Annotated in this window: 26 protein-coding genes; 13 read left to right on the top strand and 13 right to left on the bottom strand. The window is 57.7% G+C overall.

The window, feature by feature from the left end; genetic code table 11:
- Nucleotides 1-55: 55 nt before the first annotated feature.
- Together dinF and CPH57_RS18595 are read left to right on the top strand one after the other, a co-directional pair.
- Entirely contained in the window at nt 56-1393 is a 1338-nt protein-coding gene (gene dinF, locus CPH57_RS18600; RefSeq protein WP_033644406.1) for an MATE family efflux transporter DinF, read from the top strand.
- A 315-nt stretch (nt 1394-1708) separates the two neighbouring features.
- Entirely contained in the window at nt 1709-1918 is a 210-nt protein-coding gene (locus CPH57_RS18595) for a CsbD family protein (RefSeq protein ID WP_004936743.1), read from the top strand.
- Nucleotides 1919-2020: 102 nt separating this feature from the next.
- Here CPH57_RS18595 and zur read toward each other — a convergent pair whose 3' ends face one another.
- Complete coding sequence (zur, locus tag CPH57_RS18590) at nt 2021-2533, bottom strand: zinc uptake transcriptional repressor Zur (protein ID WP_015379223.1); 513 nt, start codon at nt 2531-2533, stop codon at nt 2021-2023.
- Between the two features lie 122 nt (nt 2534-2655).
- On the opposite strand from zur, the gene CPH57_RS24745 reads away from it, so the two are divergent.
- Nucleotides 2656-2931, top strand: a complete 276-nt coding sequence (locus CPH57_RS24745; RefSeq protein ID WP_231922814.1) for a hypothetical protein — start codon at nt 2656-2658, stop codon at nt 2929-2931.
- Between the two features lie 170 nt (nt 2932-3101).
- Here the strand turns inward: CPH57_RS24745 and CPH57_RS18585 are convergent, their stop codons facing one another.
- The 3 genes from CPH57_RS18585 to CPH57_RS18575 form a co-directional block, all read right to left on the bottom strand.
- The gene (locus CPH57_RS18585) at nt 3102-4112 is read right to left on the bottom strand and encodes an acyltransferase (protein ID WP_096242636.1); all 1011 of its coding nucleotides are present in this window, start codon (nt 4110-4112) and stop codon (nt 3102-3104) included.
- Nucleotides 4113-4623: 511 nt separating this feature from the next.
- Entirely contained in the window at nt 4624-5169 is a 546-nt protein-coding gene (locus tag CPH57_RS18580; protein WP_096242635.1) for an RNA polymerase sigma factor, read from the bottom strand.
- Nucleotides 5170-5187: 18 nt separating this feature from the next.
- A complete protein-coding gene (locus CPH57_RS18575) occupies nt 5188-5721 on the bottom strand; it encodes a tetratricopeptide repeat protein (RefSeq protein ID WP_042785465.1) in 534 nt (177 codons plus the stop codon).
- A 202-nt stretch (nt 5722-5923) separates the two neighbouring features.
- Here CPH57_RS18575 and dusA point away from each other — a divergent pair, with 202 nt between their 5' ends.
- Nucleotides 5924-6934 carry a tRNA dihydrouridine(20/20a) synthase DusA gene (gene dusA / locus CPH57_RS18570; protein ID WP_060434708.1) on the top strand — a complete coding sequence of 337 codons (1011 nt, stop codon included), beginning with the start codon at nt 5924-5926 and terminating at the stop codon, nt 6932-6934.
- A 157-nt stretch (nt 6935-7091) separates the two neighbouring features.
- Nucleotides 7092-7310, top strand: a complete 219-nt coding sequence (pspG, locus tag CPH57_RS18565) for an envelope stress response protein PspG (RefSeq protein WP_016930270.1) — start codon at nt 7092-7094, stop codon at nt 7308-7310.
- 299 nt (nt 7311-7609) lie between these two features.
- Here the strand turns inward: pspG and CPH57_RS18560 are convergent, their stop codons facing one another.
- On the bottom strand, nt 7610-8593 hold the full coding sequence (locus CPH57_RS18560; RefSeq protein WP_033644412.1) for a quinone oxidoreductase: 984 nt from the start codon (nt 8591-8593) through the stop codon (nt 7610-7612).
- 167 nt (nt 8594-8760) lie between these two features.
- On the opposite strand from CPH57_RS18560, the gene dnaB reads away from it, so the two are divergent.
- Entirely contained in the window at nt 8761-10185 is a 1425-nt protein-coding gene (gene dnaB / locus CPH57_RS18555) for a replicative DNA helicase (RefSeq protein WP_025160134.1), read from the top strand.
- A 17-nt stretch (nt 10186-10202) separates the two neighbouring features.
- A complete protein-coding gene (gene alr, locus CPH57_RS18550; protein ID WP_046687893.1) occupies nt 10203-11282 on the top strand; it encodes an alanine racemase in 1080 nt (359 codons plus the stop codon).
- Nucleotides 11283-11326: 44 nt separating this feature from the next.
- Here alr and CPH57_RS18545 read toward each other — a convergent pair whose 3' ends face one another.
- Entirely contained in the window at nt 11327-12094 is a 768-nt protein-coding gene (locus CPH57_RS18545) for a transporter substrate-binding domain-containing protein (protein WP_033651220.1), read from the bottom strand.
- Between the two features lie 215 nt (nt 12095-12309).
- On the opposite strand from CPH57_RS18545, the gene CPH57_RS18540 reads away from it, so the two are divergent.
- The 5 genes from CPH57_RS18540 to maa all read left to right on the top strand — a co-directional run bounded on the left by CPH57_RS18540 (nt 12310) and on the right by maa (nt 15660).
- A complete protein-coding gene (locus CPH57_RS18540; protein WP_025304444.1) occupies nt 12310-12783 on the top strand; it encodes an Lrp/AsnC family transcriptional regulator in 474 nt (157 codons plus the stop codon).
- A gap of 79 nt (nt 12784-12862) precedes the next feature.
- Nucleotides 12863-14056 (top strand): amino acid aminotransferase, encoded by a 1194-nt coding sequence (locus CPH57_RS18535; protein WP_060660197.1) that lies wholly within the window; start codon nt 12863-12865, stop codon nt 14054-14056.
- A 125-nt stretch (nt 14057-14181) separates the two neighbouring features.
- The gene (locus CPH57_RS18530) at nt 14182-14598 is read left to right on the top strand and encodes a secondary thiamine-phosphate synthase enzyme YjbQ (RefSeq protein WP_016930264.1); all 417 of its coding nucleotides are present in this window, start codon (nt 14182-14184) and stop codon (nt 14596-14598) included.
- Nucleotides 14599-14602: 4 nt separating this feature from the next.
- A complete protein-coding gene (locus tag CPH57_RS18525) occupies nt 14603-14956 on the top strand; it encodes an MmcQ/YjbR family DNA-binding protein (protein ID WP_046897199.1) in 354 nt (117 codons plus the stop codon).
- A 146-nt stretch (nt 14957-15102) separates the two neighbouring features.
- Complete coding sequence (maa, locus tag CPH57_RS18520) at nt 15103-15660, top strand: maltose O-acetyltransferase (protein ID WP_047026577.1); 558 nt, start codon at nt 15103-15105, stop codon at nt 15658-15660.
- Between the two features lie 13 nt (nt 15661-15673).
- On the opposite strand, the gene CPH57_RS18515 is transcribed toward maa, so the two are convergent.
- The 3 genes from CPH57_RS18515 to uvrA form a co-directional block, all read right to left on the bottom strand.
- Nucleotides 15674-16471 carry a M48 family metallopeptidase gene (locus CPH57_RS18515; RefSeq protein ID WP_158524121.1) on the bottom strand — a complete coding sequence of 266 codons (798 nt, stop codon included), beginning with the start codon at nt 16469-16471 and terminating at the stop codon, nt 15674-15676.
- A 219-nt stretch (nt 16472-16690) separates the two neighbouring features.
- Nucleotides 16691-17497, bottom strand: a complete 807-nt coding sequence (locus CPH57_RS18510; RefSeq protein WP_033651345.1) for a MipA/OmpV family protein — start codon at nt 17495-17497, stop codon at nt 16691-16693.
- 328 nt (nt 17498-17825) lie between these two features.
- Nucleotides 17826-20654, bottom strand: a complete 2829-nt coding sequence (gene uvrA, locus CPH57_RS18505; RefSeq protein ID WP_096242634.1) for an excinuclease ABC subunit UvrA — start codon at nt 20652-20654, stop codon at nt 17826-17828.
- Between the two features lie 277 nt (nt 20655-20931).
- Here uvrA and ssb1 point away from each other — a divergent pair, with 277 nt between their 5' ends.
- A complete protein-coding gene (gene ssb1, locus CPH57_RS18500) occupies nt 20932-21462 on the top strand; it encodes a single-stranded DNA-binding protein SSB1 (RefSeq protein WP_004936793.1) in 531 nt (176 codons plus the stop codon).
- Between the two features lie 85 nt (nt 21463-21547).
- On the opposite strand, the gene CPH57_RS18495 is transcribed toward ssb1, so the two are convergent.
- From CPH57_RS18495 to CPH57_RS18480, 4 genes are all read right to left on the bottom strand, one after another.
- Complete coding sequence (locus CPH57_RS18495; protein ID WP_231922813.1) at nt 21548-22612, bottom strand: cyclase family protein; 1065 nt, start codon at nt 22610-22612, stop codon at nt 21548-21550.
- A gap of 118 nt (nt 22613-22730) precedes the next feature.
- Nucleotides 22731-22943, bottom strand: coding sequence for a DUF1471 domain-containing protein (locus tag CPH57_RS18490; protein WP_033644427.1), 213 nt, complete (start codon nt 22941-22943; stop codon nt 22731-22733).
- A gap of 263 nt (nt 22944-23206) precedes the next feature.
- Nucleotides 23207-23956: a 3-oxoacyl-ACP reductase family protein gene (locus CPH57_RS18485; RefSeq protein WP_096242633.1), complete on the bottom strand. Its 750-nt coding sequence runs from the start codon at nt 23954-23956 to the stop codon at nt 23207-23209.
- A 150-nt stretch (nt 23957-24106) separates the two neighbouring features.
- Nucleotides 24107-24367, bottom strand: a complete 261-nt coding sequence (locus tag CPH57_RS18480; protein ID WP_042785456.1) for a YdgH/BhsA/McbA-like domain containing protein — start codon at nt 24365-24367, stop codon at nt 24107-24109.
- Between the last annotated feature and the right edge of the window lie 101 nt (nt 24368-24468).

Genomic DNA, 24468 nt, shown 5'->3' with positions numbered 1-24468 from the left:
GGCGTTTTTGTTTCTGACTTCGCCCTTCGTCACTCTGTCACAGGAACATCCCATCATGCGCCTGATTTCCGCCTTCACCAGCGACACCGATAAAGCCCTGTGGCGCCTCGCCCTGCCGATGATTTTCTCCAATATCACCGTGCCGCTGCTCGGGCTGGTGGACACCGCGGTGATCGGCCACCTCGACAGCCCGATCTATTTGGGAGGCGTGGCGATCGGCGCGGTGGCGACCAGCTTCCTGTTCATGCTGCTGCTGTTCCTGCGCATGAGCACCACCGGCCTCGCGGCGCAGGCGCTGGGAGCGAAGAACCCGCAGGCGCTGGCGCGCGCCTTTATGCAACCGCTGCTGCTGGCGTTGTTGGCCGGGGGGGCGATCGTCCTGTTGCGCTACCCGCTTATTGAACTGGCGCTGCGGATCGTCGGCGGCGATGGCGAGGTGCTGGAGCAGGCGCGGCGTTTTCTTGAGATCCGCTGGTTGAGTGCGCCAGCGGCGCTGGCCAACCTGGTGCTGCTGGGCTGGCTGCTCGGCGTGCAGTACGTGCGTGCGCCGGTGATCCTGCTGATCGTCGGCAACCTGCTGAACATCGTGCTGGATATTTGGCTGGTGATGGGCCTGGGTTGGAACGTGCGAGGGGCGGCGGCGGCCACCGCCATCGCCGAATATGCCACGCTATTGCTCGGCCTGTGGCTGGCGTGGCGGGTGATGCGTCTGCGTGGTATTACCCTGGCGATGTTGCGTCAGGCCTGGCGTGGCGATCTGCGTCGCCTGCTGGCGCTCAATCGCGACATCATGTTGCGTTCATTGCTGCTGCAGCTGTGCTTTGCGTCGCTGACCATTTTCGGCGCTCGCCTGGGGAGCGATGTGGTGGCGGTTAACGCGGTGTTGATGAACCTGCTGACGTTTACCGCCTATGCGCTCGACGGCTTCGCTTATGCGGTGGAGGCCCATTCCGGCCACGCCTACGGCGCCCGGGACGGCAGCCAACTGCGTAAGGTGTGGCACGCGGCCTGCAGGCAGGCGGGGCTGGTCGCGTTGGCCTTCGGCCTGGCGTATGCCGTTACCGGCCAGCAGATCGTGGCGGCGTTGACCTCCCTACCGGAGCTGCGCGCGTTGGCCGCCCACTATTTACCGTGGCAGGTCATTTTGCCGCTGGTCGGGGTGTGGTGCTATTTGCTGGATGGCATGTTTATCGGCGCCACGCGCGGCGCTGAGATGCGTAACAGCATGGCGGTGGCCGCGGCAGGGTACGGTCTGACGCTGTTCAGTGTGCCGCTGCTTGGCAATCACGGGCTCTGGCTGGCGCTGGCGGTGTTTCTGACGTTGCGTGGCGTGGCATTGGGCTGGATTTGGCACCGTCACCAGGTGCGCGGCAGCTGGTTTACTGCACATTAAACCGGACGTTTTGTTGGGTTAATGGTTAGTTTTTCTTATGATTTTGGTCATGTTTGCTTACATGTTTTCAGCCTTGATCTGTTCGCGTTAGTTCGTTGTTTGTTAGCGTTTTTTGTTTTTATTTTGTTTGTTAATGGTTTTTTATTCTGTGTTTTGGCTTTTTTATTTCCATGTTTAACTAGAATGAATCATGTGGCTGGTAAATGAAGGGGAGCGGTGCTTCTTAAGGTGAAGGAAGCATCGGCCAGAAAAATTTCTGGTTAACCCCGACCGGCAACAGGGATCACTGATTCACCACAGGTTAACGGAGAGACTATGAATAAAGATCAAGCCGACGGTAACTGGAAGCAGCTGAAAGGCAAAGTGAAAGAGAAATGGGGCAAGCTGACCGATGACGATCTGACGGTCATCGAAGGGAAACGCGAACAGCTGGTCGGCAAAATTCAGGAGCGCTACGGTTACCAGAAAGAGGCGGCCGAAAAAGAGGTGAAGGCCTGGGAAGATCACACCAAACACCGCTGGTAACACGCAGGGCCGCCACTGACGGCGGCCGGCAACAGCGCAGGCCGGCGTCGCTCCATCCTCTGGCGCCCCGGCCGCAGGTACAGGGAAGTACCTGACTTCGTCTTACTTCTTCTTGATGGCGATGCTGTGATCGTGTTCGGCGCAGTCATGCTTGCTGTCACAAGCTTCAACTTCAACGCAACCGGCGCACAGACCGTGCGCTTCCACCACGCTGTGCCGCAGTGCAAATCCGGCTTCCTGTGCCAGCTTCTGCAGCGTTTCCTCCACGCCTTCGGTGGTGCGTTCGGTCACCTGGCCGCAGCGGTCGCAGATAAACAGCGCGGACGTATGCATCGGCTGTTCGAAATGGTGGCACAGCACGTAGCTGTTGGCCGATTCCACTCTATGGATAAACCCTTGCTCCAGCAGAAAATCCAGCGCGCGGTATACCGTCGGCGGCTTGGCCTGCGGTTCGGCGACGCGCAGCAGATCGAGCAGGTCATATGCGCTGATTGCACCGGGTTGCTGAGTCATCAGACGCAGCACTTCCAGCCGTTGCGGCGTCAATCGCACATTACGTTGCTGGCAGAGGCGTTCAGCCTGCGCCAGCAGCTTTTCCTGGGTGGTTGAGTTCATCGCAAATATCCCGGTACGTAAAAAAGCCGATTTTACCATGATTACGGCGAATCGCCGAGAGTTGCCCCCTTTTCCCCTGATGATAGCGCAGGGAAAGGCGCGTCGATCGCGCTAAAAGAGAGATGCGTCACAACTTTTCCCCGCCGTCGGGCGGCAAATCAACGTTGCCGGTTTTAGCGCTGGAGAGCGGGGGACGAGAGCGGTATAACGCCTTTCACCCGCGTGATGAGCAGGAGCCCTGTGTGATGACGGAAAGAGAGAAGCTGTTAAGCGGCCTGGAGTACAACAGCCGCGATGAAGAACTGATCGGGATGTATCGTAAGGTCTATAAAGGGGGGATTATGGGGGGAAGGGGGCACATGGCAAAAATAATATTGTCTGTAACAATATTATTTTAAATCGTGTAATGATGAGTGATTTAATAGTAATCTTATTAGATTTTACTGCTTTGCGCTATCCTTGATGCTATATATTTTATTGAGTTTCATGGTTTTTTATTTGATGAGACGTTTTTTTATAATTTTGATAGCCACTTTTATTAAGTGGCCATTAATTATTTATGTTCCAATTAACGATGTATTCTTTTTTCTATTTTTTCATACAGCAATATACCTAAAATGGCAGATGCAAGTATTGTGATAAAGCCGGAAATTAGGCATGTCCATATATTGGAAGTGCTTTTAGATACCATTCCGTAAGCTAACACTATGAATGAGTGACTCAAGTATATAGTATATGATGCATCACCAATCTTTAAGAGGGTTTTACTATCTTGATTAATCGGTAAGATAAAAATCAGTATCAATACGCTTAATAGGTAGTCTAGGATTACAGGTTTGTCAATGTAGGTCGCTATTAGTATCAATATGGTTGTAATTATCCACAGGGTATGATTATTCACTCCTGCCAGAACTTTTGTTATAACATGTTGGTTTTTCTCTAGTAATATCCCCAGTACGAAAAGTAAAAGTAACCAATTTGAGAAAAATAAATTCAATTCTGCCGCAGGGAATATATTAAGGTGTGAAAGCATTACTAATGCTGAAAAAAATACAAGTAATAAAATCGGCATTAATTTCTTGCTTGTTCCTAACATTATGAAAAATGCAAATGTTATATAAAATAGCATTTCATATCTTAATGTCCATGCTTGTGTCAAAACTGGTGGTGTTATTTTATCTTCCGTTATTCCATATGGTATGAGAAGATATGAAAATAATATTTGTGAGACACTATAGTGATGGGAGCGCATTGCCAGGCCTAAACCCCATAATGCAAGAAATACTGAAAGATATACCCAATATAAAGGATATATCCTCTTTACTCTTTTTTGTATGAAAACTTTAGCATATGAAACATCAAAGGTTTTGTTTTTTGTCGTATAGGACATTATATAGCCACTGATAGCAAAGAAAACATATACGCCAATGTTACCCATATTAACTGTTTTCTTAAGCATTGTATCAATAAAGTCAATGCCTGTAGACTGATAGAGCGAGAATTGCGTTACAGTATGGTCTATGACGACAAGCATAGCTGCTATCGCTCTAGCGTACTGTAATGATTCTAATTTTTTCATAATTACCTTTTTGAATGATTATGGTATTTAGTTATTTGCACTTTTTAATTTAGAAAACTAAAAATATTGCCCTGAACACCTTGGTTAAACTTCGTTATGAAGTAAGCTTCATTATTAAGGTCTCCTTGGTTTGGCGGTATTTATACCTGAGGGCTAGTAAATTATGGTATGCTCGATAATTATTATTTCAATGGCCAATGTAGTATTGATATCTTTATTTTAAACATGATTATTGTAATTTCCTTATTTTTACTTTTTCAGTAATCATATATTTTATGTTGGTAAATAGCAGATATCATAAGAGAATAAATATGCGGTTTCCACGATTTTCCTTTTTTTAGGAATATCCTTATATTTCCTTATGACGTTAATAAAAACATAGTATCAGAGTATTTACAATGGTAAAAGGTAATCGATTCTAAAGCGTTGCTACCTCTAGTTTATTTGGGCAAAGCTCAATAACCCCCTCTGGGGCAGCCATGCCGGGTTATCCGCTCGTTGGAATAGGGCGTTATCGACGAGCAGGAGGCAAGGGGGCGGGATGGCGCTCTTTGCGGTGCGGGCCGGCGTTTGCCAACGGGCGGTCATCGGCCAATGCCAGACGTGCGGTCGCCAAACGGCTCATGACGGTGCCGATCGGCACCGCCAGCACTTTTGCGGCTTCCCGGTAAGACAGCCCTTCGACATACACCAGAAACAGCGCGTTGCGCTGGGCCGTCGGCAGCCGGCTGACGCGCCGCATCACTTCATGGAGCCAGACCGGCTGTTCGCCGTTGTCCGCATCGCCCAGCTCTTCCGCCGCCATGCAGCCTTGCCCCTGGCGAAGATGTTGGGCGCGAATTTCATTGAGCCAAATAGAGTGCAAGATGGAAAACAGCCAGCGATCCAGGTGTGAACCGGGGGTGAATTGCGCGGCGCGCTCCAGCGCACGCAGGCAGGTAGCCTGCACCAGATCGTCGGCGACATCCCGCCGGTGCGAGAGCACCAGCGCATAGCGCCACAGGCGGGAGAGATAGTGGCCGAGTTCATCGCGTATCGCATCGCCGCTGATAGTCACCTCCGCAGGCGCGTCGGATCAAGATTCCGGGTGGCGGTCGATGGCCGCCGCCAAATCGCGGTACTCCTCGCACCCGGTGCCGCACAGCGACTGGATCACCTGCAGCTGTTGGCGAGCCAGATCGGGCCGGCCTTTCAGCATATAGGCTTCCCCCAGGTACTCGCGCACTTTGGGGTATTTCGGATCGAGGGCTACTGATTTTAAATAATAGCCGATCCCTTCATCGGTGCGGCCAAGCTTGCGCGTGGCGTAGCCACGATAGTTCAGCGCAACGGCGGTGTTGGGATTTTTCAACGTATTGAGCATATCGAGCGCTTCCTGATAACGGCCGCTTTTCGCCAGTGCATAGGCGTAGTTAGTGCGGTCGGCGTCGTCGACCTTGCCGCTTTTATCTACCATGCAGGTCTGAGTTTTGCTGTCGTAGACCTGGCCTTTCGGACAGGTTGGCGGGGTTTGGCCGCTGCCGTCGCCGCCCATCGCCAGCGCCGCGCCGGACAACAGCAGGCAGCCGGCAATGGCCGATGCCAGCAGGCGTTTAATGAAGCTGTTCATGGTTATGTCCTCAAGGCAGAGGCGCCGTGCGCGCCCGTAATGAGATAACACCTGAACGAGCGGGTTTATTCGCCTTGTCTCCGCTTATTTTTGCCGGCGGCAAGCGGGTTTTCCCAACGGCGCCGATTGTCGTTATAATAGCCGTTTGCGGCCGCGCGCCGTTCGTTGAACCCAGACAGACTCAGGTAGCCAGTAACTCAGCATGACGAAAGACAACCACGCCCCAACCTACGCCGCCAATCGTTTCTCCATCGCGCCGATGCTCGACTGGACCGATCGTCATTGCCGTTACTTCCACCGCCTGCTGACCAAGGAAACGCTGCTGTACACCGAGATGGTGACCACCGGCGCGATCATCCACGGCAAGGGCGACTATCTGGCCTACAGCGAAGAAGAGCATCCGGTGGCGCTGCAGCTGGGCGGCAGCGATCCGGCCGCGCTGGCGCATTGCGCCAAGCTGGCGGAGCAGCGCGGTTACGATGAGATTAACCTCAACGTCGGCTGCCCGTCCGATCGGGTGCAAAACGGCATGTTCGGCGCCTGTCTGATGGGCCAGGCGGCGCTGGTCGCCGATTGCATCAAGGCGATGCGCGACGTGGTGTCGATCCCGGTGACGGTGAAGACCCGCATCGGCATCGACGATCAGGACAGCTACGCCTTCCTGTGTGACTTTATCGAGACCGTCGCCGGGCGCGGCGAGTGCGACATGTTCACCATCCACGCGCGCAAGGCCTGGCTCTCCGGCCTCAGCCCGAAAGAAAACCGCGAAGTGCCGCCGCTGGACTATCCGCGCGTCTATCAGCTGAAGCGGGATTTCCCGGCGTTGACCATCGCCATTAACGGCGGGGTGAAAACGCTGGAAGAGGCGCAGCAGCACCTGCAGCACTTGGACGGCGTGATGATGGGGCGCGAGGCGTATCAGAATCCGGGTATCCTGGCGCGGGTCGACAGCGAACTGTTCGGCGCGCAGACCGCGGTGCCGGACAGCGTGGCGATCGTCGAAGCGCTGTATCCGTATATCGAGCGCGAGCTGTCTAACGGCACCTATCTTGGCCACATTACTCGCCATATTCTCGGTCTGTTCCAGGGCGTGCCGGGCGCGCGCCAGTGGCGTCGCCATCTGAGCGAGAACGCCCACAAGCCGGGCGCCGATGCGCGGGTGGTGGAGCAGGCGCTGGCGCTGGTGCGTCAGCCGCGCGTCGAAATGGCGTAATCCACAAAAAATTTGACCAATAGTTAGTGTTTTTCACCAGGCGTTCGGTGCGTTACCGGATGCCTGCCTTCGGTTTTCAATAGGTTAGCCCATCCGCCGTTCTGGCACGCTTCTTGTAATCCACTCTGCAGATACGTTGTATTGCAAAGGAGCAATCATGTTGGAAATCTTCTTTCTCATTGGTTTTGTGGTGATGCTGATGGTGACCGGCATCTCGCTGCTGGGGATCTTCGCAGCGCTGTTGGCGGCGGCGGCATTCATGCTGTTGGGCGGGCTGTTCGCAGTGGTCATTAAGCTGCTGCCGTGGCTGATTTTGGCGGTGGTTGGGGTATGGATTTACCGTTCAATGCAGAAACCCCAGATCCGGCGTTACTGATTTTTTGCTGAATAATCAGACAGTCACACTGAAACTTGCACAATTTCCCGCACCGCGAATGCGGCAGCGATCACAGCTTGGCAGTTTTCCCCGGCGATGTGGCACATAAAGCGTGTTTTTTGCCGGACGGGGCTGTTAGGATGTGGGTCGATGCAGTGATGCGACCGATTTCATCACCGTGAGAGACACCTAAAATTCGTGTTGCTAAAGCAACCCCTGTCTCTGGCGGACTCTGCTCTACCCCTACAAAACGCAGTAACAGAAAGGGCTCCGCAAGGAGCCCTTTTCTTTGGCCGCGATCAGGGGATCAGCAGGCTGGAACCGCTGGTGCTGCGGCTTTCCAGCACCTGGTGCGCACGCTGGGCGTCGGCCAGCGCGAATTTCTGCTCGTCTCTCACCTCCACCCGAATGGCGCCGCTGCCGATCAGCGAGAACAGCTCGTTGCTGGCGTACTGCAGCTCGGCGCGGTTGGTGATGTAGCCGTTGAGGGAAGGGCGGGTGACGTACAGCGAGCCCTTCTGATTCAGCAGCGCCAGATCGACGCCGGTCACCGGGCCGGACGCGTTGCCGAAGCTGACCATCAGGCCGCGCCGCTTCAGGCTGTTGAGCGAGGCCTGCCAGGTGCTTTGCCCCACCGAATCGTACACCACGCCGACCTTCTCGCCGTGCGTCAGCTCGGCCACCCGCTGGGCGATATCCTCTTTATGGTAGTTGATGGTGGCCCAGGCGCCGGCCTGCTTCGCCAGCGCCGCCTTCTCGTCGGAGCCGACGCTGCCGATCAGGCGCGCGCCCAGCGCTTTGGCCCACTGACAGGCGATCAGCCCGACGCCGCCGGCGGCTGCATGGAACAAAAATACTTCACCCGGCTGCACTTCGTGGGTCTGGCGCAGCAGATAGTGCACCGTCAGCCCTTTCAGGAAAGAAGCGGCGCCTTGCTCAAAGCTCAGGTTGTGCGGCAGCAGCGCCACTTTCTCTTCCGGCACGTTGTGGATCTCGCTGTAGGCGCCGAGCGACGACTGCGCATACACCACCCGGTCGCCCGGTTTGATCGCGCTGACCCCGGCGCCGACCTTGACCACCACGCCGGCCGCTTCGGTGCCGAGGCCGCTCGGCAGGCTGGCCGGCGCGTACAGCCCGCTGCGCACATAGGTGTCGATGTAGTTGATGCCGATCGCCTTGTTCTCGATCTGCACTTCACCGGCAGCCGGATCGAGCGGTGTAAAATCAACGTATTGCAAGACTTCCGGTCCGCCGACGGCGGAGAATTGAATGCGCTTGGCCATAGGGTTACCTCGTTGGAGTGTCTGATTTCACCCTATTCTTTTTATTATCGGAGATCCAGTTCGCCCGTGCGGGGGTCAATACCTTTTTTGCATCGGTTATGACGCAAAAATCACGTATACTCTCGCGTCAGGATCCTTCATTCGCAACCGGATAAAGACTACGTTTCATGGCAGGAAAAAAACCAACCAACAAAACAAACGCGGACGAAACCAGAGAGCGTTCCAGAGATCGTCAGATGGAAGGGCTGAAGATGCCGCCGCACTCGCTGGAGGCCGAGCAGTCGGTGTTGGGCGGTTTGATGCTGGATAACGAGCGTTGGGACAACGTGGCGGAACGCGTGGTCGCCAACGACTTCTTCAGCCGCCCGCATCGCCTGATCTTTACCGAGATGCAGCGTCTGCTGGAGATGAGCAAGCCTATCGACCTCATCACCCTGTCCGAATCGCTCGAACAGAAGGGCGAACTGGACTCGGTGGGGGGCTTCGCCTACCTGGCCGAGCTGTCGAAAAACACCCCGAGCGCCGCCAACATCGGCGCCTACGCCGACATCGTACGCGAGCGCGCGGTGGTGCGCGAAATGATCTCGGTGGCTAACGAAATCGCCGACGCCGGCTACGATCCGCAGGGGCGCAGCAGCGAAGACCTGCTCGATCTGGCGGAATCCCGCGTATTCCAAATCGCCGAGAACCGCGCCAGCAAAGACGAGGGCCCGAAGGGCATCGAACGCATCCTGGAAGACACCGTCTCGCGCATCGAACAGCTGTATCAGCAGCCGCATGACGGCGTGACCGGGGTCGATACCGGCTATCAGGACCTCAACAAGAAAACCGCGGGCATGCAAAAGTCCGATCTGATCATCGTCGCCGCCCGTCCATCGATGGGGAAAACCACCTTCGCCATGAACCTGTGCGAAAACGCCGCGATGACCCAGGAGAAACCGGTGCTGATCTTCAGCCTGGAGATGCCCGGCGAGCAGATCATGATGCGTATGCTGGCGTCACTGTCGCGCGTGGATCAGACGCGCATCCGTACCGGCCAGCTCGACGACGAGGACTGGGCGCGCATTTCCAGCACCATGGGCATCCTGCTGGAGAAGCGCAACATGTACATCGACGACTCCTCCGGCCTGACGCCGACCGAGGTGCGCTCGCGCGCGCGGCGCATTTTCCGTGAGCACGACGGGCTTAGCCTGATCATGATCGACTACCTGCAGCTGATGCGCGTGCCGGCCTTGTCCGACAACCGTACGCTGGAGATCGCCGAGATTTCGCGCTCGCTGAAGGCGCTGGCGAAAGAGCTGCAGGTGCCGGTGGTGGCGCTGTCGCAGCTGAACCGAAGCCTGGAGCAGCGCGCCGACAAACGCCCGGTCAACTCCGACCTGCGTGAATCCGGCTCCATCGAGCAGGACGCCGACCTGATTATGTTCATCTATCGTGATGAGGTGTATCACGAGAACAGCGATCTGAAAGGGATCGCGGAAATTATTATCGGTAAGCAGCGTAACGGCCCAATCGGCACCGTGCGCCTTACCTTTAACGGCCAGTGGTCGCGTTTCGATAACTACGCGGGGCCACAATACGATGACGAATAATCAGCTAAGGAACTGAAATGAAAGCGGCAACCGCTGTAATCGACCGCCGCGCTCTGCGACATAATCTGCAACAGGTGCGCCGCCAGGCGCCGCAAAGCCGCCTGATTGCCGTTGTGAAAGCAAACGCTTATGGACATGGCCTGCTGGAAACAGCACACACCCTGCAAGACGCCGACTGCTACGGCGTAGCGCGCATCGGCGAGGCGCTGATGCTGCGCTCCGGCGGCATTGTCAAGCCGATCCTGCTGCTGGAAGGCTTCTTCAGCGCCGAAGACCTGCCGGTGCTGGTGGCGAACAACATCGAAACCGCGGTGCACAGCATCGAACAGCTCGAGGCGCTGGAACAGGCCGAGCTGGCGCGCCCGGTGCCGGTGTGGATGAAGCTCGATACCGGCATGCATCGGCTGGGGGTGCGTCCCGAACAGGCGGAGGCGTTTTATCAGCGTCTGTGCGCCTGCCGCAACGTGGCGCAGCCGGTCAATATCATGAGCCACTTCAGCCGCGCCGACGAGCCGGAGTCCGACGCCACCCTGAAACAGATCGCCTGCTTCGAGCAGTTCGCGCGCGGCAAACCGGGCCATCGCTCGGTCGCCGCCTCCGGCGGCACGCTGCTGTGGCCGGACGCCCACAACGAGTGGGTGCGCCCCGGCATCATTCTGTACGGCGTGTCGCCGCTGGATAACGGCAGCGGCGCCGAGCATGGTCTGCAGCCGGCGATGACGCTGAAATCCAGCCTGATCGCGGTGCGCGAGCACAAGGCTGGTGAAGCGGTGGGCTATGGCGGCACCTGGATCAGCCCGCGCGATACTCGCCTTGGCGTGGTGGCGATGGGGTACGGCGACGGCTACCCGCGCAGCGCGCCGACCGGCACGCCGATCCTGATCAACGGCCGCGAAGTGCCGATCGTCGGCCGGGTGTCGATGGACATGATTTCGGTCGATCTCGGGCTGGACGCCGCCGATAAGGTGGGGGATGAAGCGGTGCTGTGGGGGCCGGCGTTGCCGGTCGAGCGCATCGCCGCCTGTACCGGCATCAGCGCTTATGAACTGATCACCAAGCTCACGCAGCGCGTGGCGATGGAATACATCGGCGACTGATACGCCGCAGGGGCCGACGCGCGTCGGCCCCGTTTCTCAGCGGGTTACTTCTTTACCGCCAACCACTTGTCGATAACCTTCTGATACTCGCCGGTCGCCTTGGCCAGGTGCAGCCACTGATCCACATACAGTTTCCAGCTCAGATCGTCGCGCGGCAGCATATAAGCCTTTTCGCCGTACTGCATCGGTTTGGTCGGATTCACCGCGCACAGCTTCGGATAGCGCTTCTGCTGGTACAGCGCCTCGGAGGCGTCGGTGATCATCACGTCCGCCTTGCGATCCACCAACTGCTGGAAAATGCTCATGTTGTCGTGCGTCAGCGTCAGCTTGGCTTTTGGCAGATAGGCGTGCACGAAGGCTTCGTTGGTGCCGCCCGCCGGTTCCAGCAGACGCACCGACGGTTTGTTGATCTGTTCTATCGTGCGGTATTTCTTCACGTCGGTGCAGCGCACCAGCGGAATTTTGCCGTCGGTATCCAGCTTGTCGGCGAAGAACACCTGTTTTTGTCGCTCCAGCGTGACGGAGATGCCGCCCATGGCGATGTCGCACTTGCCGGAGGCGAAGTCCGGCGTCAGGGTTTTCCAGCTGGTTTTCACCCACTTCACCTTGGCACCGAGGCTCTTCGCCAGCGATTCCGCCATGTCGATATCGATGCCTTCATAGCTGCCATCTTCCTTGAGGAAGGTGTAGGGCTTGTAGTCGCCGGTGGTGCAGACCTCCAGGGTCTTTTGCTGCAGCACTTTGTCCAGGTGGGATTGCGCGCCGGCGCTGCCGGCGGCGAGCAGCAGCGCGAGAGGGAGTAACTTTTTCATCTGGCGTCCTTTTTATACATTCGTGGTTTTATGCGTTACTTCGCCGTTAATTGTCGTTTGCCTGCATGAGTTAGCCGTTTTTTATGCCGCTTACCGGCGAAAACGCCGGGCGTTGCTGCTGTACGCGATTTAAGCGCCAGGGTGTGACGTCGGCAACGGTAAAAAAACTGGTAGGCTGTAACGTCAACATTTATTAACACAGTTTACAGGTGGCTATGTACAACATTGACGATTTTGATATGAAAATCCTGACGCTGTTACAGGCCAACGGCCGTTTGACCAATCAGGAGCTGAGCGAACTGGTGGGGCTTTCCGCTTCCCAGTGTTCACGGCGGCGCATCAGCCTGGAGCAGGCGCAGCTGATCCGCGGCTACCACGCGCGGCTGGCGCCGGAGGCGGTCGGCCTGGGGCTGGTGGGGCTGATTGAAGTCAGCCTGATCACGCACGCTCAGGAGCAGATCGACAGCTTTCATCAGATGCTGGAGGACGTGGACGCGATCCTGGACGCTTACAAGACCACCGGCGACGCCGATTACCTGCTGAAAGTGGCGGTGGCGGACCTGCCGGCGCTGAGCGAGTTCATCAGCCAGACGCTGTCGCCGCACAAAAGCGTGGCGCATATCAAAACGGCGGTGGTGCTCAATCGCATCAAGGAAAACGGTTTGTTGCCGGTGACGCGAGAAAGCTGAAACCGAATACGCTTTTCCGTCTATATTAGGAACGTAACGCTGTGCCCAAACCACAATAAATAAACCAGGAGAAAAAAACGTGTTCCAGAACGTTGACGCCTATGCCGGCGATCCCATTCTGTCGCTGATGGAAAAATTCAAACAAGACCCGCGCGCGCACAAGGTGAACCTGAGCATTGGCCTGTACTACGATGCGCAGGGCGTTATTCCGCAGATGCGCGCGGTCGCCGCGGCGCAAGCGCAGTTGAACAGCGTCGAGCACGGCGCCTCGGTATACCTGCCGATGGAAGGGCTGCAATCCTACCGCACCGCCATCCAGCATTTGCTGTTCGGCGAGCAGCACCCGATGCTGCAGCAGGGGCGCATCGCCACCATTCAGACCGTCGGCGGTTCCGGCGCGCTGAAAGTGGGCGCCGACTTCCTGAAAAGCTACTTCCCGAATTCGCAGGTGTGGGTCAGCGATCCCACCTGGGAAAACCACGTCGCCATCTTCAGCGGCGCCGGTTTCAAGGTGAATGCCTATCCGTATTTTGACGGCGAAAGCCTGGGCGTGAAGTTCGACGCCATGCTGGCTGCGCTAAAACAGCTGCCGAAGCACAGCATCGCGCTGCTGCATCCGTGCTGTCACAACCCGACCGGCTCAGACCTGACCCCCGCCCAGTGGGACGAAGTGATCAAGGTGATCGCCGATCGTGAGATCATTCCGTTCCTCGACATCGCCTATCAGGGCTTCGGCGGCGGTATGGAGCAGGACGTCTACGCCATTCGCGCCATTGCGGCGGCCGGCTTGCCGTGCCTGGTGAGCAACTCGTTCTCGAAGATCTTCTCGCTGTACGGCGAGCGCGTCGGCGGCCTGTCGGTGGTGTGTGAAAGCGAAGAAGCGGCCGGGCGCGTGCTGGGCCAGCTGAAGGCGACCGTGCGCCGCAACTACTCGAGCCCGCCGAACTTCGGCGCGCAGCTGGTGGCTAAAGTGCTGAACGACGCTGAGCTGAAAACCCAGTGGCTCAATGAAGTGGAAAGCATGCGCACCCGCATTCTCGAAATGCGCCACGCGTTGGTGGACACCCTGAAGAGCGCGCTGCCGCAGCGCAACTTCGATTACCTGCTGGCGCAGCGCGGCATGTTCAGCTACACCGGCTTCAGCGCGGCGCAGGTCGATCGCCTGCGCGAAGAGTTCGGCGTCTACCTGATCCACAGCGGCCGCATGTGCGTGGCCGGCCTGAACCACGACAACGTGCGTCAGGTAGCCGAGGCGTTTGCTGCGGTGCAGTAACGCCTGTTAGTCTGAACGGACGTTCATCGGGAGCGATAGCGATATCGCTCCTTTTTTATTGCCGGCGCGCCGCCGAAGTTGCCGCAAACCGGAGAGAGAATATACTGATTGAGGGGCGCTCACTCATGTGGCATCAGCAAACGCTAATCCTCAGCGCAAAAGCGCGTGGCTTTCATCTGGTTACCGACGAGATCACCAACCAGTTAACCCACTTACACCGCCTGCAAACCGGCCTGCTGCATCTGTTGCTGCAGCATACCTCGGCCTCGCTGACGCTCAACGAGAACTGCGATCCCACGGTGCGAGCCGATATGGAGCAGCATTTTCTGCGTCAGGTGCCGGAAAACGCCCCCTATCAACATGACTACGAAGGGCCGGACGACATGCCGGCGCACATCAAATCCTCGTTGCTGGGCGCTTCCTTGACGCTGCCCGTCAGGCACGGGCGGCTGATGTTGGGCACATGGCAGGGCATCTGGCTGGGGGAGCACCGCATCCACGGCGGAGCACGCCGTATTGTGGCCACATTACAGGGGGAATAACCCAATGAATAACAGCGCATTGCTGGAGTACTGCATGGCGAAGCCGGGCGCGGAGCAAAGCGACCAGAACCAGTGGCAGGCCAGCCAGATAAAGGTGGGCGACGTGATGTTCGCCATGGTGTGCGAAGTGGAAGGGCGGCCGGCGCTGGCGGTCAAGTCCAGCCCGGAGCTGGCGGAAAGCCTGCGCGAACACCACCCTGAGATCGTCGCCTGCAATGGCCTGAACAAGGCGCATTGGAATACGGTATTTCTCGACGGCAACCTGCCGAACTCGCAGTTTTATACGTTGATCGACAGCTCCTATCAACTGGTGGTGGAAGGCCTGCCCGAACACGTGCGCCAGGAACTGCGCGCCTGATTGCCGGGCGGCGGCGCCGCCCGTTTTCTCCTGCTTTCTCGCGTTAAACCGTGATCAGGGCTTTAAGTTGGGAACGTTCCCTTTTTATTGCCGGGCTAAAGCGGCTACGCTTGGGCATTCAAGAAACGCGGATGAAGGAGGCCGACATGGCCATGAGCGAAGAAAAGCGCAAGATGATCGCCGGGGAACTGTACGACGCCGGCGATGAACTGCTGCGCAGCGAGCGTCGGCGCGCGCGCCAGATAACGCATCGCTACAACCACTCATCGCCGGAAGAGGGCGAGCTGCGCAAACAGTGGCTGGACGAGCTACTGGGCGGCTATCAAGGCGGCGCCATCGAGCCGACGTTCCGCTGCGACTACGGCTATAACATCTATCTCGGCAAGAACTTCTACGCCAATTTCGACTGCGTGATCCTCGACGTGTGCGAGGTGCATATCGGCGACAACTGCCTGCTGGCGCCGGGCGTGCATATCTACACCGCCACTCATCCGCTGGACGCCGAGACCCGCGCCGGCGGCGCGGAGTTCGGCAAGCCGGTCAAGATTGGCAACAACGTGTGGATCGGCGGGCGCGCGGTGATCAATCCGGGCGTGACCATCGGCGATAATGCGGTCGTGGCCTCCGGCGCGGTGGTGACCAAAGACGTGCCGGCCAACTGCGTGGTGGGCGGCAACCCGGCGCGCGTGCTGAAAACGCTGTAAGCCCTCGGGCGGATTAAAACATGCTGCCATGGCGCTCGAAGCCGTGCATCTCGATGTCTTTGAGCGCCTTGAAGCGTTTGACCATCACCGCATGGTCTGACAGCAGATTGCTGATGCGAACAAACAGCTCCTTGTTCTCTTCTTCGCACTGCTCCAGCCAGGCCTGCGGATTCACGCCGTGCTGCATCCAGGGGCCGACGGCCAGCAGCCGCACCGTGTTGGCGTAGTTCGGGCACACCGCGAGCGCCACGCGATCGGCGGAATACTCCTGCGCGCGAGTGGTCGCCAGGCCGGGCAGCACCAGCGACTGCGGCACAACGCCGATCGCCAGACGCCACAGCGACACGTGCCGCAGCTTGTGATGGGCCAATTCATGGGCCAGCACGAACTCCACGATCTCCGGCGCGGTGGGCATCAGCATGGCGATTTCAGCATGGATCACCACGTAGCGCTGGCGGCGGTTGCATTCCAGCGCGAAGGCGTTGACCACGCCGTTGCCGTTGGTCAGATAAAGCTTGGGCAGCGTCTTGAGTTCCAGCCGACGGCCGATATCCTGATACAGCGCGAACAGTTCCGGAAATTGCGCCGGCCCGATGCGCAAGGCGTTGGATTTCGCCTGTGCGGCGAGATAGAAACGGTAAATATAGAAAGCGATCGGGATCAGCGGTAATAACGCGAGCAGGCTGAGGGTATCCAATGTTTCCTTGGCGTCGTCTCCCAACCCAAGTGCAGTTCCATCCGTATTTACCACGACGGCGGCGATGCCAAATAAAAAACCGAACAAGGTAATTATCGCAGATAGCCAGATCATGGGCATTTCCCAGCGGTGGCGAAATGCGGTGAAATTACGACATTCCGTCGCATGATGTTGACACATAAAATATCCTTAATAAGGGAAAGCCACGCCTGACATTGTCAGGTAAATAATGAATGTTTAATTATCCATCCGTTTACCTAACACTCAGCTAAACTGTAGTTCGTTTTTTAATCATGGCGTTTATCCCTTCCTGCACAGACTTAGGCAAAAACGTCAAAAACTGTAGCTGGCGCTGGTGAAGGCCATGCCCGAGGTGGTTTTCTCAACGATGGGGCTGTCGGCCGCGTCGCCCAGCAGGCGCGTTACGCCGACCCCGGCCTGGAAGGCCACGTTCGGTCGCCATTGGTAGTTGAGTGCGGCGGTGAGCGTCGCGTCCTTGAAGCCGCTGCCCGGCCGATATGCGCTGAAGGCGCTGTGCTGCGCCTGCTGCGACGTCACGCCGAAATAGCCGCGCTGATAGCCGCTGTTGGCCCAGGTGGTGGAGAGATTGCCGATAAGCGTCAGCTGTTCGCTGAGCGGATATTGCCCGGTCAGTCCGCTTTCCACATAGGCGGTGTGGCCCAGTTCTTCCCCGCCGTAGCTGCGTTTGCGCGTCGCCTGCATCCCTTTGACATAGGCGCGGAAGGGGTCGAGTTGGTAGCTCAGCTCAGCGCCGGCTTCCAGCGCGCCGCCCAGTTTGCCCATGCCTTTGAGTCGAGTGTTGCGCCCGCGCAAGGTTTTGATTTCCTCGTCACGGCCGGCGTCATAGTTGAGCAATAACGCGATGCCGACGGGCCCGGCGATGGGGAATTGCCAGCGCGCCCCTTCGCTGCCCGCGCTGAATTCTCCCCAACTGGCGTTTTGATAGCCGGCATTCACCTGATACAGCGGTTCAATGCTGTAAAAAGACGAGCCTTCATAGGCGGGAGCGACGGCGAGGCCGCCGGCGAGCGTTAAAGACGCTTCGCCGTCCTGCGCCTGACCGGCGAGGGGAAAAAGAAAGAGCAGGGCGGCGGCAGAGGTACCCAGTTTATTATCCACGTTAAACACCTTCATATCATCCCATTGAATAAACGGCCCGCAGGCCCACGTTTAAATGACGGCTTATTGATAAACGCCATGTTTATATTGATTAATCGACAGGCGACGGCGCGCCATTGGCGTTATTTCACCGCAATAGTGAAACGCATGGGGAATAAACAAAAGCCAAACAAATGGCATGATGGGGCGAGTTTATTATTGGCTGGGTTCAAAGCGCCTGTTTTTAAAGGAATGATGCAGAGAAGGGTATTTAATGTTTCTCGCAGAGGGATAGGTTGATTGCTCAACGAGGCGGAATAGGGCGCCTCGTTGAGCGTATCATCCGCCGTTATTTTTCCAACAGCGGTTTCAGGAAGCGCGCGGTGTGCGATTTTTCACACTCGGCGACCGTTTCCGGCGTGCCGGCGACCAGGATCTCGCCGCCGCCGCTGCCGCCTTCCGGCCCCAGATCGACGATCCAGTCGGCGGTTTTGATCACGTCCAGGTTATGCTCGATGACCACGATGGTATTGCCCTGATCGCGCAGCTGATGCAGCACCGCCAACAGCTGTTGGATATCGGCGAAGTGCAGACCGGTGGTCGGCTCGTCGAGAATATACAGCGTCTGGCCGGTGCCGCGTTTCGACAGCTCGCGCGCCAGCTTGACGCGCTGCGCCTCACCGCCGGAGAGCGTGGTGGCCGACTGGCCGAGGCGGATGTAGGACAGGCCGACATCCATCAGGGTTTGCAGCTTGCGCGCCAGCGCCGGCACCGCGTCGAAGAAATCGCGCGCTTCTTCGATGGTCATCTCCAGCACTTCGTGGATGCTCTTGCCTTTGTACTTCACTTCCAGCGTTTCGCGGTTATAGCGTTTGCCTTTGCACTGGTCGCACGGGACGTAGATGTCCGGCAGGAAGTGCATCTCGACTTTGATCACCCCGTCGCCCTGGCAGGCTTCACAGCGCCCGCCCTTGACGTTGAAGCTGAAGCGGCCCGGCGTATAGCCGCGGCTGCGCGACTCCGGCACGCCGGCGAACAGCTCGCGCACCGGGGTGAAGATGCCGGTGTAAGTGGCCGGGTTGGAGCGCGGCGTGCGGCCGATCGGGCTCTGATCGATATCGATCACCTTGTCGAAATGTTCCAGGCCGGTCACTTCGCGGAACGGCGCAGGCTCGGCGATGGTGGCGCCGTTAAGCTGGCGCTGGGCGATCGGGAACAGCGTATCGTTGATCAGCGTCGACTTGCCGGAGCCGGACACGCCGGTGATGCAGGTAAACAGACCGACCGGCAGCGTCAGCGTCACGTCCTTCAGGTTGTTGCCGCGCGCGCCGCTCAGCTTCAGCACCTTGGTCGGATCGGCCTGCACGCGCTGCGCCGGGATGGCGATCTCGCGTTTGCCGCTGAGGAACTGGCCGGTCAGCGATTCCGGCTGCGCCATGATGTCATCGACGGTGCCTTCCGCCACCACCTGGCCGCCGTGCACGCCGGCGCCGGGGCCGATGTCGATCACGTGGTCGGCGGCGCGGATGGCGTCTTCGTCATGCTCCACCACGATCACCGTGTTGCCGAGGTTGCGCAGGTGGATCAGCGTTTCCAGCAGGCGCTCGTTGTCGCGCTGGTGCAGGCCGATCGACGGCTCATCCAGCACGTACATCACGCCCACCAAACCGGCGCCGATCTGGCTGGCCAAGCGGATACGCTGCGCTTCGCCGCCGGAGAGCGTTTCCGCCGAACGGGACAGCGACAGATAGTTCAGGCCGACGTTCACCAGGAACTTCAGGCGATCGCCGATCTCTTTCAGCACTTTCTCGGCGATCTTGGCGCGCTGGCCGCTGAGCTTCATGTTCTGGAAGAACGTCATCGCATGGCCGATGCTCAGATCGGAGATCTCCGGCAGCGTGGTGTCTTCGACGAACACGTTGCGCGCTTCTTCACGCAGGCGGGTGCCGTGGCACGAGGCGCAAGGGCGGTTGCTGATGAACTTCGCCAGCTCTTCGCGCACCGCGCTGGACTCGGTCTCTTTATAGCGGCGTTCCATGTTGTGCAGCACGCCTTCGAACGGGTGGCGGCGCACGGTGGTGTCACCGTGATCGTTGATGTATTTGAATTCGATCGACTCTTTGCCGGAGCCGCTCAGCACCGCTTTCTGCACGTTGGCGCTCAGGGTGTTGAACGGGGCTTCGACGTCGAACTCATAGTGCTCCGCCAGCGAGCGCAGCATCTGGAAGTAATAGAAGTTGCGGCGATCCCAGCCGCGGATCGCGCCGCCGGCCAGCGACAGCTCGGGGTTTTGCACCACGCGATCCGGATCGAAGAACTGTTGCACGCCCAGGCCGTCGCAGGTCGGGCAGGCGCCGGCAGGGTTGTTGAAGGAAAACAGGCGCGGTTCCAGTTCGCGCATGCTGTAGCCGCAGATCGGGCAGGCGAAGTTGGCGGAGAACAGCAGCTCGTCCGCTTTTTCGTCGTCCATGTCCGCCACCACCGCGGTGCCGCCCGAGAGCTCCAGCGCGGTTTCGAACGATTCGGCCAGGCGCTGCGCCATGTCGTCGCGCACCTTGAAACGGTCGACCACTACTTCGATGGTGTGTTTTTTCTGCAGCTCCAGCTTCGGCGGATCGGACAGATCGCACACTTCACCGTCGATGCGCGCGCGGATGTAGCCTTGGGCGGCCAGGTTTTCCAGCGTTTTGGTGTGCTCGCCCTTGCGATCTTTCACTACCGGCGCCAGCAGCATCAGGCGCTTGCCTTCCGGCTGGCTCAGCACGTTATCGACCATTTGGCTGACGGTTTGTGCCGCCAGCGGCACATGGTGATCCGGGCAGCGCGGCTCGCCGACGCGGGCGAACAGCAGGCGCAGGTAGTCGTGGATCTCGGTGATGGTGCCGACCGTGGATCGCGGGTTGTGCGAGGTGGATTTTTGCTCGATGGAGATCGCCGGCGACAGACCTTCAATATGGTCGACGTCCGGTTTTTCCATCAGCGACAGGAACTGGCGCGCATAGGCGGAGAGTGATTCGACATAGCGCCGCTGCCCTTCGGCATACAGCGTATCGAAAGCCAGCGAAGACTTGCCGGAACCGGACAGGCCGGTGACGACGATCAGTTTGTCACGCGGGATGATCAGGTTGATGTTTTTCAGATTATGGGTTCGAGCACCACGAACTTCGATATTGTCCATTTACACTTCCCGTCTTGATGATACACCGCGCCTGTCGCGATTTTTGCGGGGGATTTTGTGATGGATCTCGCAAAAAACCGGCACAGCCAGGTCGAAACGCATAATTATGACACAAAAAAACCTGAATGGATATCCAGTATGCGAATGCAATAAGGTCGATTGGAAAGACAATTCTGGAATGCAATTCGCACTTATCAACACGGGTGTGGTTTCGTACTCAGCGTGGTAAACTGACGCGTTTATACTGTGTAGAAATCAATCATCGGGAGAAGTGCTCATGGCCAGCAGAGGCGTAAACAAAGTAATTCTGGTCGGGAATCTGGGTCAGGATCCAGAAGTCCGTTACATGCCGAACGGCGGCGCAGTGGCCAACATTACCCTGGCGACCTCCGAAAGCTGGCGTGACAAAGCGACCGGCGAACAGAAAGAGAAGACCGAGTGGCACCGCGTCGTGCTGTTCGGCAAACTGGCTGAAGTGGCGGGCGAATACCTGCGCAAAGGCTCTCAGGTCTATATCGAAGGCTCCCTGCAGACCCGTAAATGGCAGGATCAGAGCGGCCAGGATCGCTACACCACCGAGATCGTGGTTAACGTCGGCGGCACCATGCAGATGCTGGGCGGCCGTCAGGGCGGCGGCGCACCGGCCGGTCAATCTGCCGGCGGCCAGGGCGGTTGGGGCCAGCCTCAACAGCCACAGGGCGGCAACCAGTTCAGCGGCGGCCAGCAGCAGTCTCGTCCGGCGCAGAACAGCGCTCCGGCGACCAGCAACGAACCGCCAATGGATTTCGACGACGATATTCCGTTCTAAGCCTGGCGACAGCGCTAAAAAAACCCCGCTCAGGCGGGGTTTTTTGTGGGCGCTCACTGCCGATTTTCTGCGGCGGTGTCGCCAATCAGTAAATTGCTACCGGGTTGATGTTAACCTGGGTTGAACCGACATACAGCGGTTGCCCCAGCACGAACAGGAATTCCCAGGTTTTCGTGCGCACCAGTGGGCGGCTGTCGATCAGTTCCAGGTTATAGACGCCGCGTTTGGCCAGCAGGTATTGGTTGACCGGGAACTCTTCGTCATTTTTCGGGTTAGGGTATACTTCGGAAGCCCAGGTATCACCGCCGAAGGCCACGATGCCTTGGTCAGCCAACCATTTCGCCGCTTCCATGCCGATACCCGGTTCAACTTCCAGGAACTTTTTATTGTCTTTGCCAATCAGCTCCAGCCAGCCGGTGTTGAACAAGACAACGTCGCCTTTGCGTAAACTGATGCCCTGCTTTTTAAGCACCGCTTGAATATCCGCAACGGAAAATTCGGTGCCGCCCGGAACGATCGCTTTATTATAATAAGCCGTCATATCGAGTACGACGCCGCGTGTGACCATGGGCGGCACTTTTTCCACGCCCAATTTTTTCACGCCATCTACGGTGACGAAATCCGCCGCCTTATTGCCGTTATAATAAACATTGTCGATGCCGATATGGCCAATGCCATTCAACTGAGTGCCGACGCCGGTCCAGGCATTCACCAATTCATCATTAAAGGTGAATTTATTTGGGCCAAGCGTTTTACCGTCCTGCTGACCAGGCTGAATATTATATAAGCGGAAGCTGCGGTGGCGGAACGCCGGGAAATCTTTATCGACGGGCACCGCCAATGACAATGTCTTGCCTTGTTTTACCAACTGCACGGACTGTAATACCCCTTCTGGCGTGAGCAGGTTGGCCGCGCCGATTTCGTCTTTTGCACCGTAAACGGAAGGATACCAGTCTGACGGCTGAGCGGCGGACTCTGCGGCGTGTGCAGGCACTGTGGCAAGCAAAGGCAGCAAGAGGGAGAGGCGATACAATGATTTCATCAGTGACTCATCCTTATAAAAACGTATTGCAGGGTGAATGAAAATGAGCCGTCCGGACATGGGCGACATCAGGCCGCCGAATAATAACCGGTGGAGAAAGAAGCTCATTTTTGGGTGCGCGGGGTGTATTAGCGTAATGCCTTATAACAAGGCGTGGTGAATAACCACCCGACGATGACTTCTTTATGCGGAAATAAATAACGCCGGGCGAGCGGCGTCATTGATATTATTTTTTCAGCTCAGCACTCATGGTGACGAAATTACCCATATAGGCGCTGGTGATTTTGTAGCCGCTTGCGCCGGCCTCTTGCGCTTTTTTAGCGATGAGGGCTTCGGTGGAATCCAGCGTGCTGCCGGTTGCGGTAACGCTCTCTGCTGCAGCGTTAAACGACAGCGTGGAAAACAGAGCGAGTGAAATAACGGTGGTCATGGTTTTCATATCTTTATCCTGTGTTCGAAAATTCGAAAAATAAGGGTGTCCGGTACGACACGATGGAGCGAAGGATAAAGGGGGCAGTGAGGTGAATAAATAACAGAATCGTCAATAAACTATTCCGTTTTTGTACATAAACTGATTCGATTGTTGTCTTTCACGCGGGATTGGCGGCGTAAAGCGTGGGCAGGGGAAACAAGCTTGCATAGACGTCGTCAGGCTTGCATACCGCGGCAAGCCAATAAAAAGCCCCTCGCGGGGCTTGGATGTTACGCCGAGAAGCCGCCGTCGATGCTCAGGCTGGCGCCGGTGATGTAACCCGCCTGCGGGCCCGCCAGGTAGGCGACAAAACCGGCGATCTCTTCATCTTTACCGTAGCGGCCGATCGCCATCAGCTGCTTGAGCTGATCGGCGAACTCGCCGGCGTCCGGGTTCATTTCGGTGTCCACCGGGCCGGGCTGCACGTTGTTGACGGTGATGCCGCGCGGGCCGAGATCGCGCGCCATGCCTTTGGTCAGGCCGACCAGCGCCGATTTGCTCATCGCATACACCGCCGCGCCGCCGAACGGCACGCGTTCGGCGTTGGTGCTGCCGATGTGGATGATGCGCCCGCCGTCATTCATGTGGCGCGCCGCCTCCTGGCTGGCGACGAATACGCTGCGCACGTTGACCGCCAGCATGCGATCCAGGTCGTCCAGCGCCAGTTCCTCGGTGCCGCCCAGCGTAAACACCCCGGCGTTGTTCACCAGAATATCCAGGTTGCCGAAGTGGCTCACCGCCTGGCGAACCGCCTGCTGCAGCGCCAACGCATCGGCGCTGTCGGCCTTGATGGCGAGGGCTTTGCCGCCGGCGGCGGTCACGGCGCTCGCCACCGCTTCGGCGCGATCGGCCGAGGCGGCGTAGGTAAAGGCGACGGCGGCGCCTTCGTTCGCCAACCGTTTCACGATGGCGGCGCCGATGCCGCGGGAGCCGCCCTGAACGAATGCGACTTTGCCTTGCAGAGGTTGTGCTGTCGTCATGCTATTTCTCCAAAGTGGGTGAGGGTATTGCGCTGTCATTCAGTATGGGTGAAATGAATGGCGATCACTGTCCACAAAGAGCTCTGGCCGCCTGAAACGAGAAAAGCCCCTTGCGGGGCTTCTTTCTTCCGTCGATTGGCTGTCCGACGATCAGTTGAAGATTTCTGCGGTGCCGTACAGTTTGTTTTGGCCGCCGGCGGCGACGATGCGGTAGGAACTGGCGCCCGACGCAGCGGCTTTGCTGGCCAGTTCGCTTTCCAGCGCGCTCAGGTTGGCGGCGCCGCTCACGGTGACTACGCCGATTTTCTGCGCGTCTGCGGCTGGCTGGCTGGTTGGCAGGTCAGCGGCGAAGGTCGCGAAAGAAGCGGTAGCCAGCAGTGCAGCGGTAGCAAAAATTTTGACGTTTTTCATGATGTGTTCCTCAGAGTATTTATTAGGTGAGAGCGCGTTGTCTCTCGATGTGTTAAATACTAGTGCACCGGGTGTGAATAAAAAATCGGAGAGTTTTGAGT

It is taken from the genome of Serratia sp. JKS000199 (assembly GCF_900215455.1).
GTDB classification, from domain to species: domain Bacteria; phylum Pseudomonadota; class Gammaproteobacteria; order Enterobacterales; family Enterobacteriaceae; genus Serratia; species Serratia ureilytica.
Note: the sequence above shows the minus strand (reverse complement) of the source record. Positions and strands in the feature narration are given on the sequence as shown.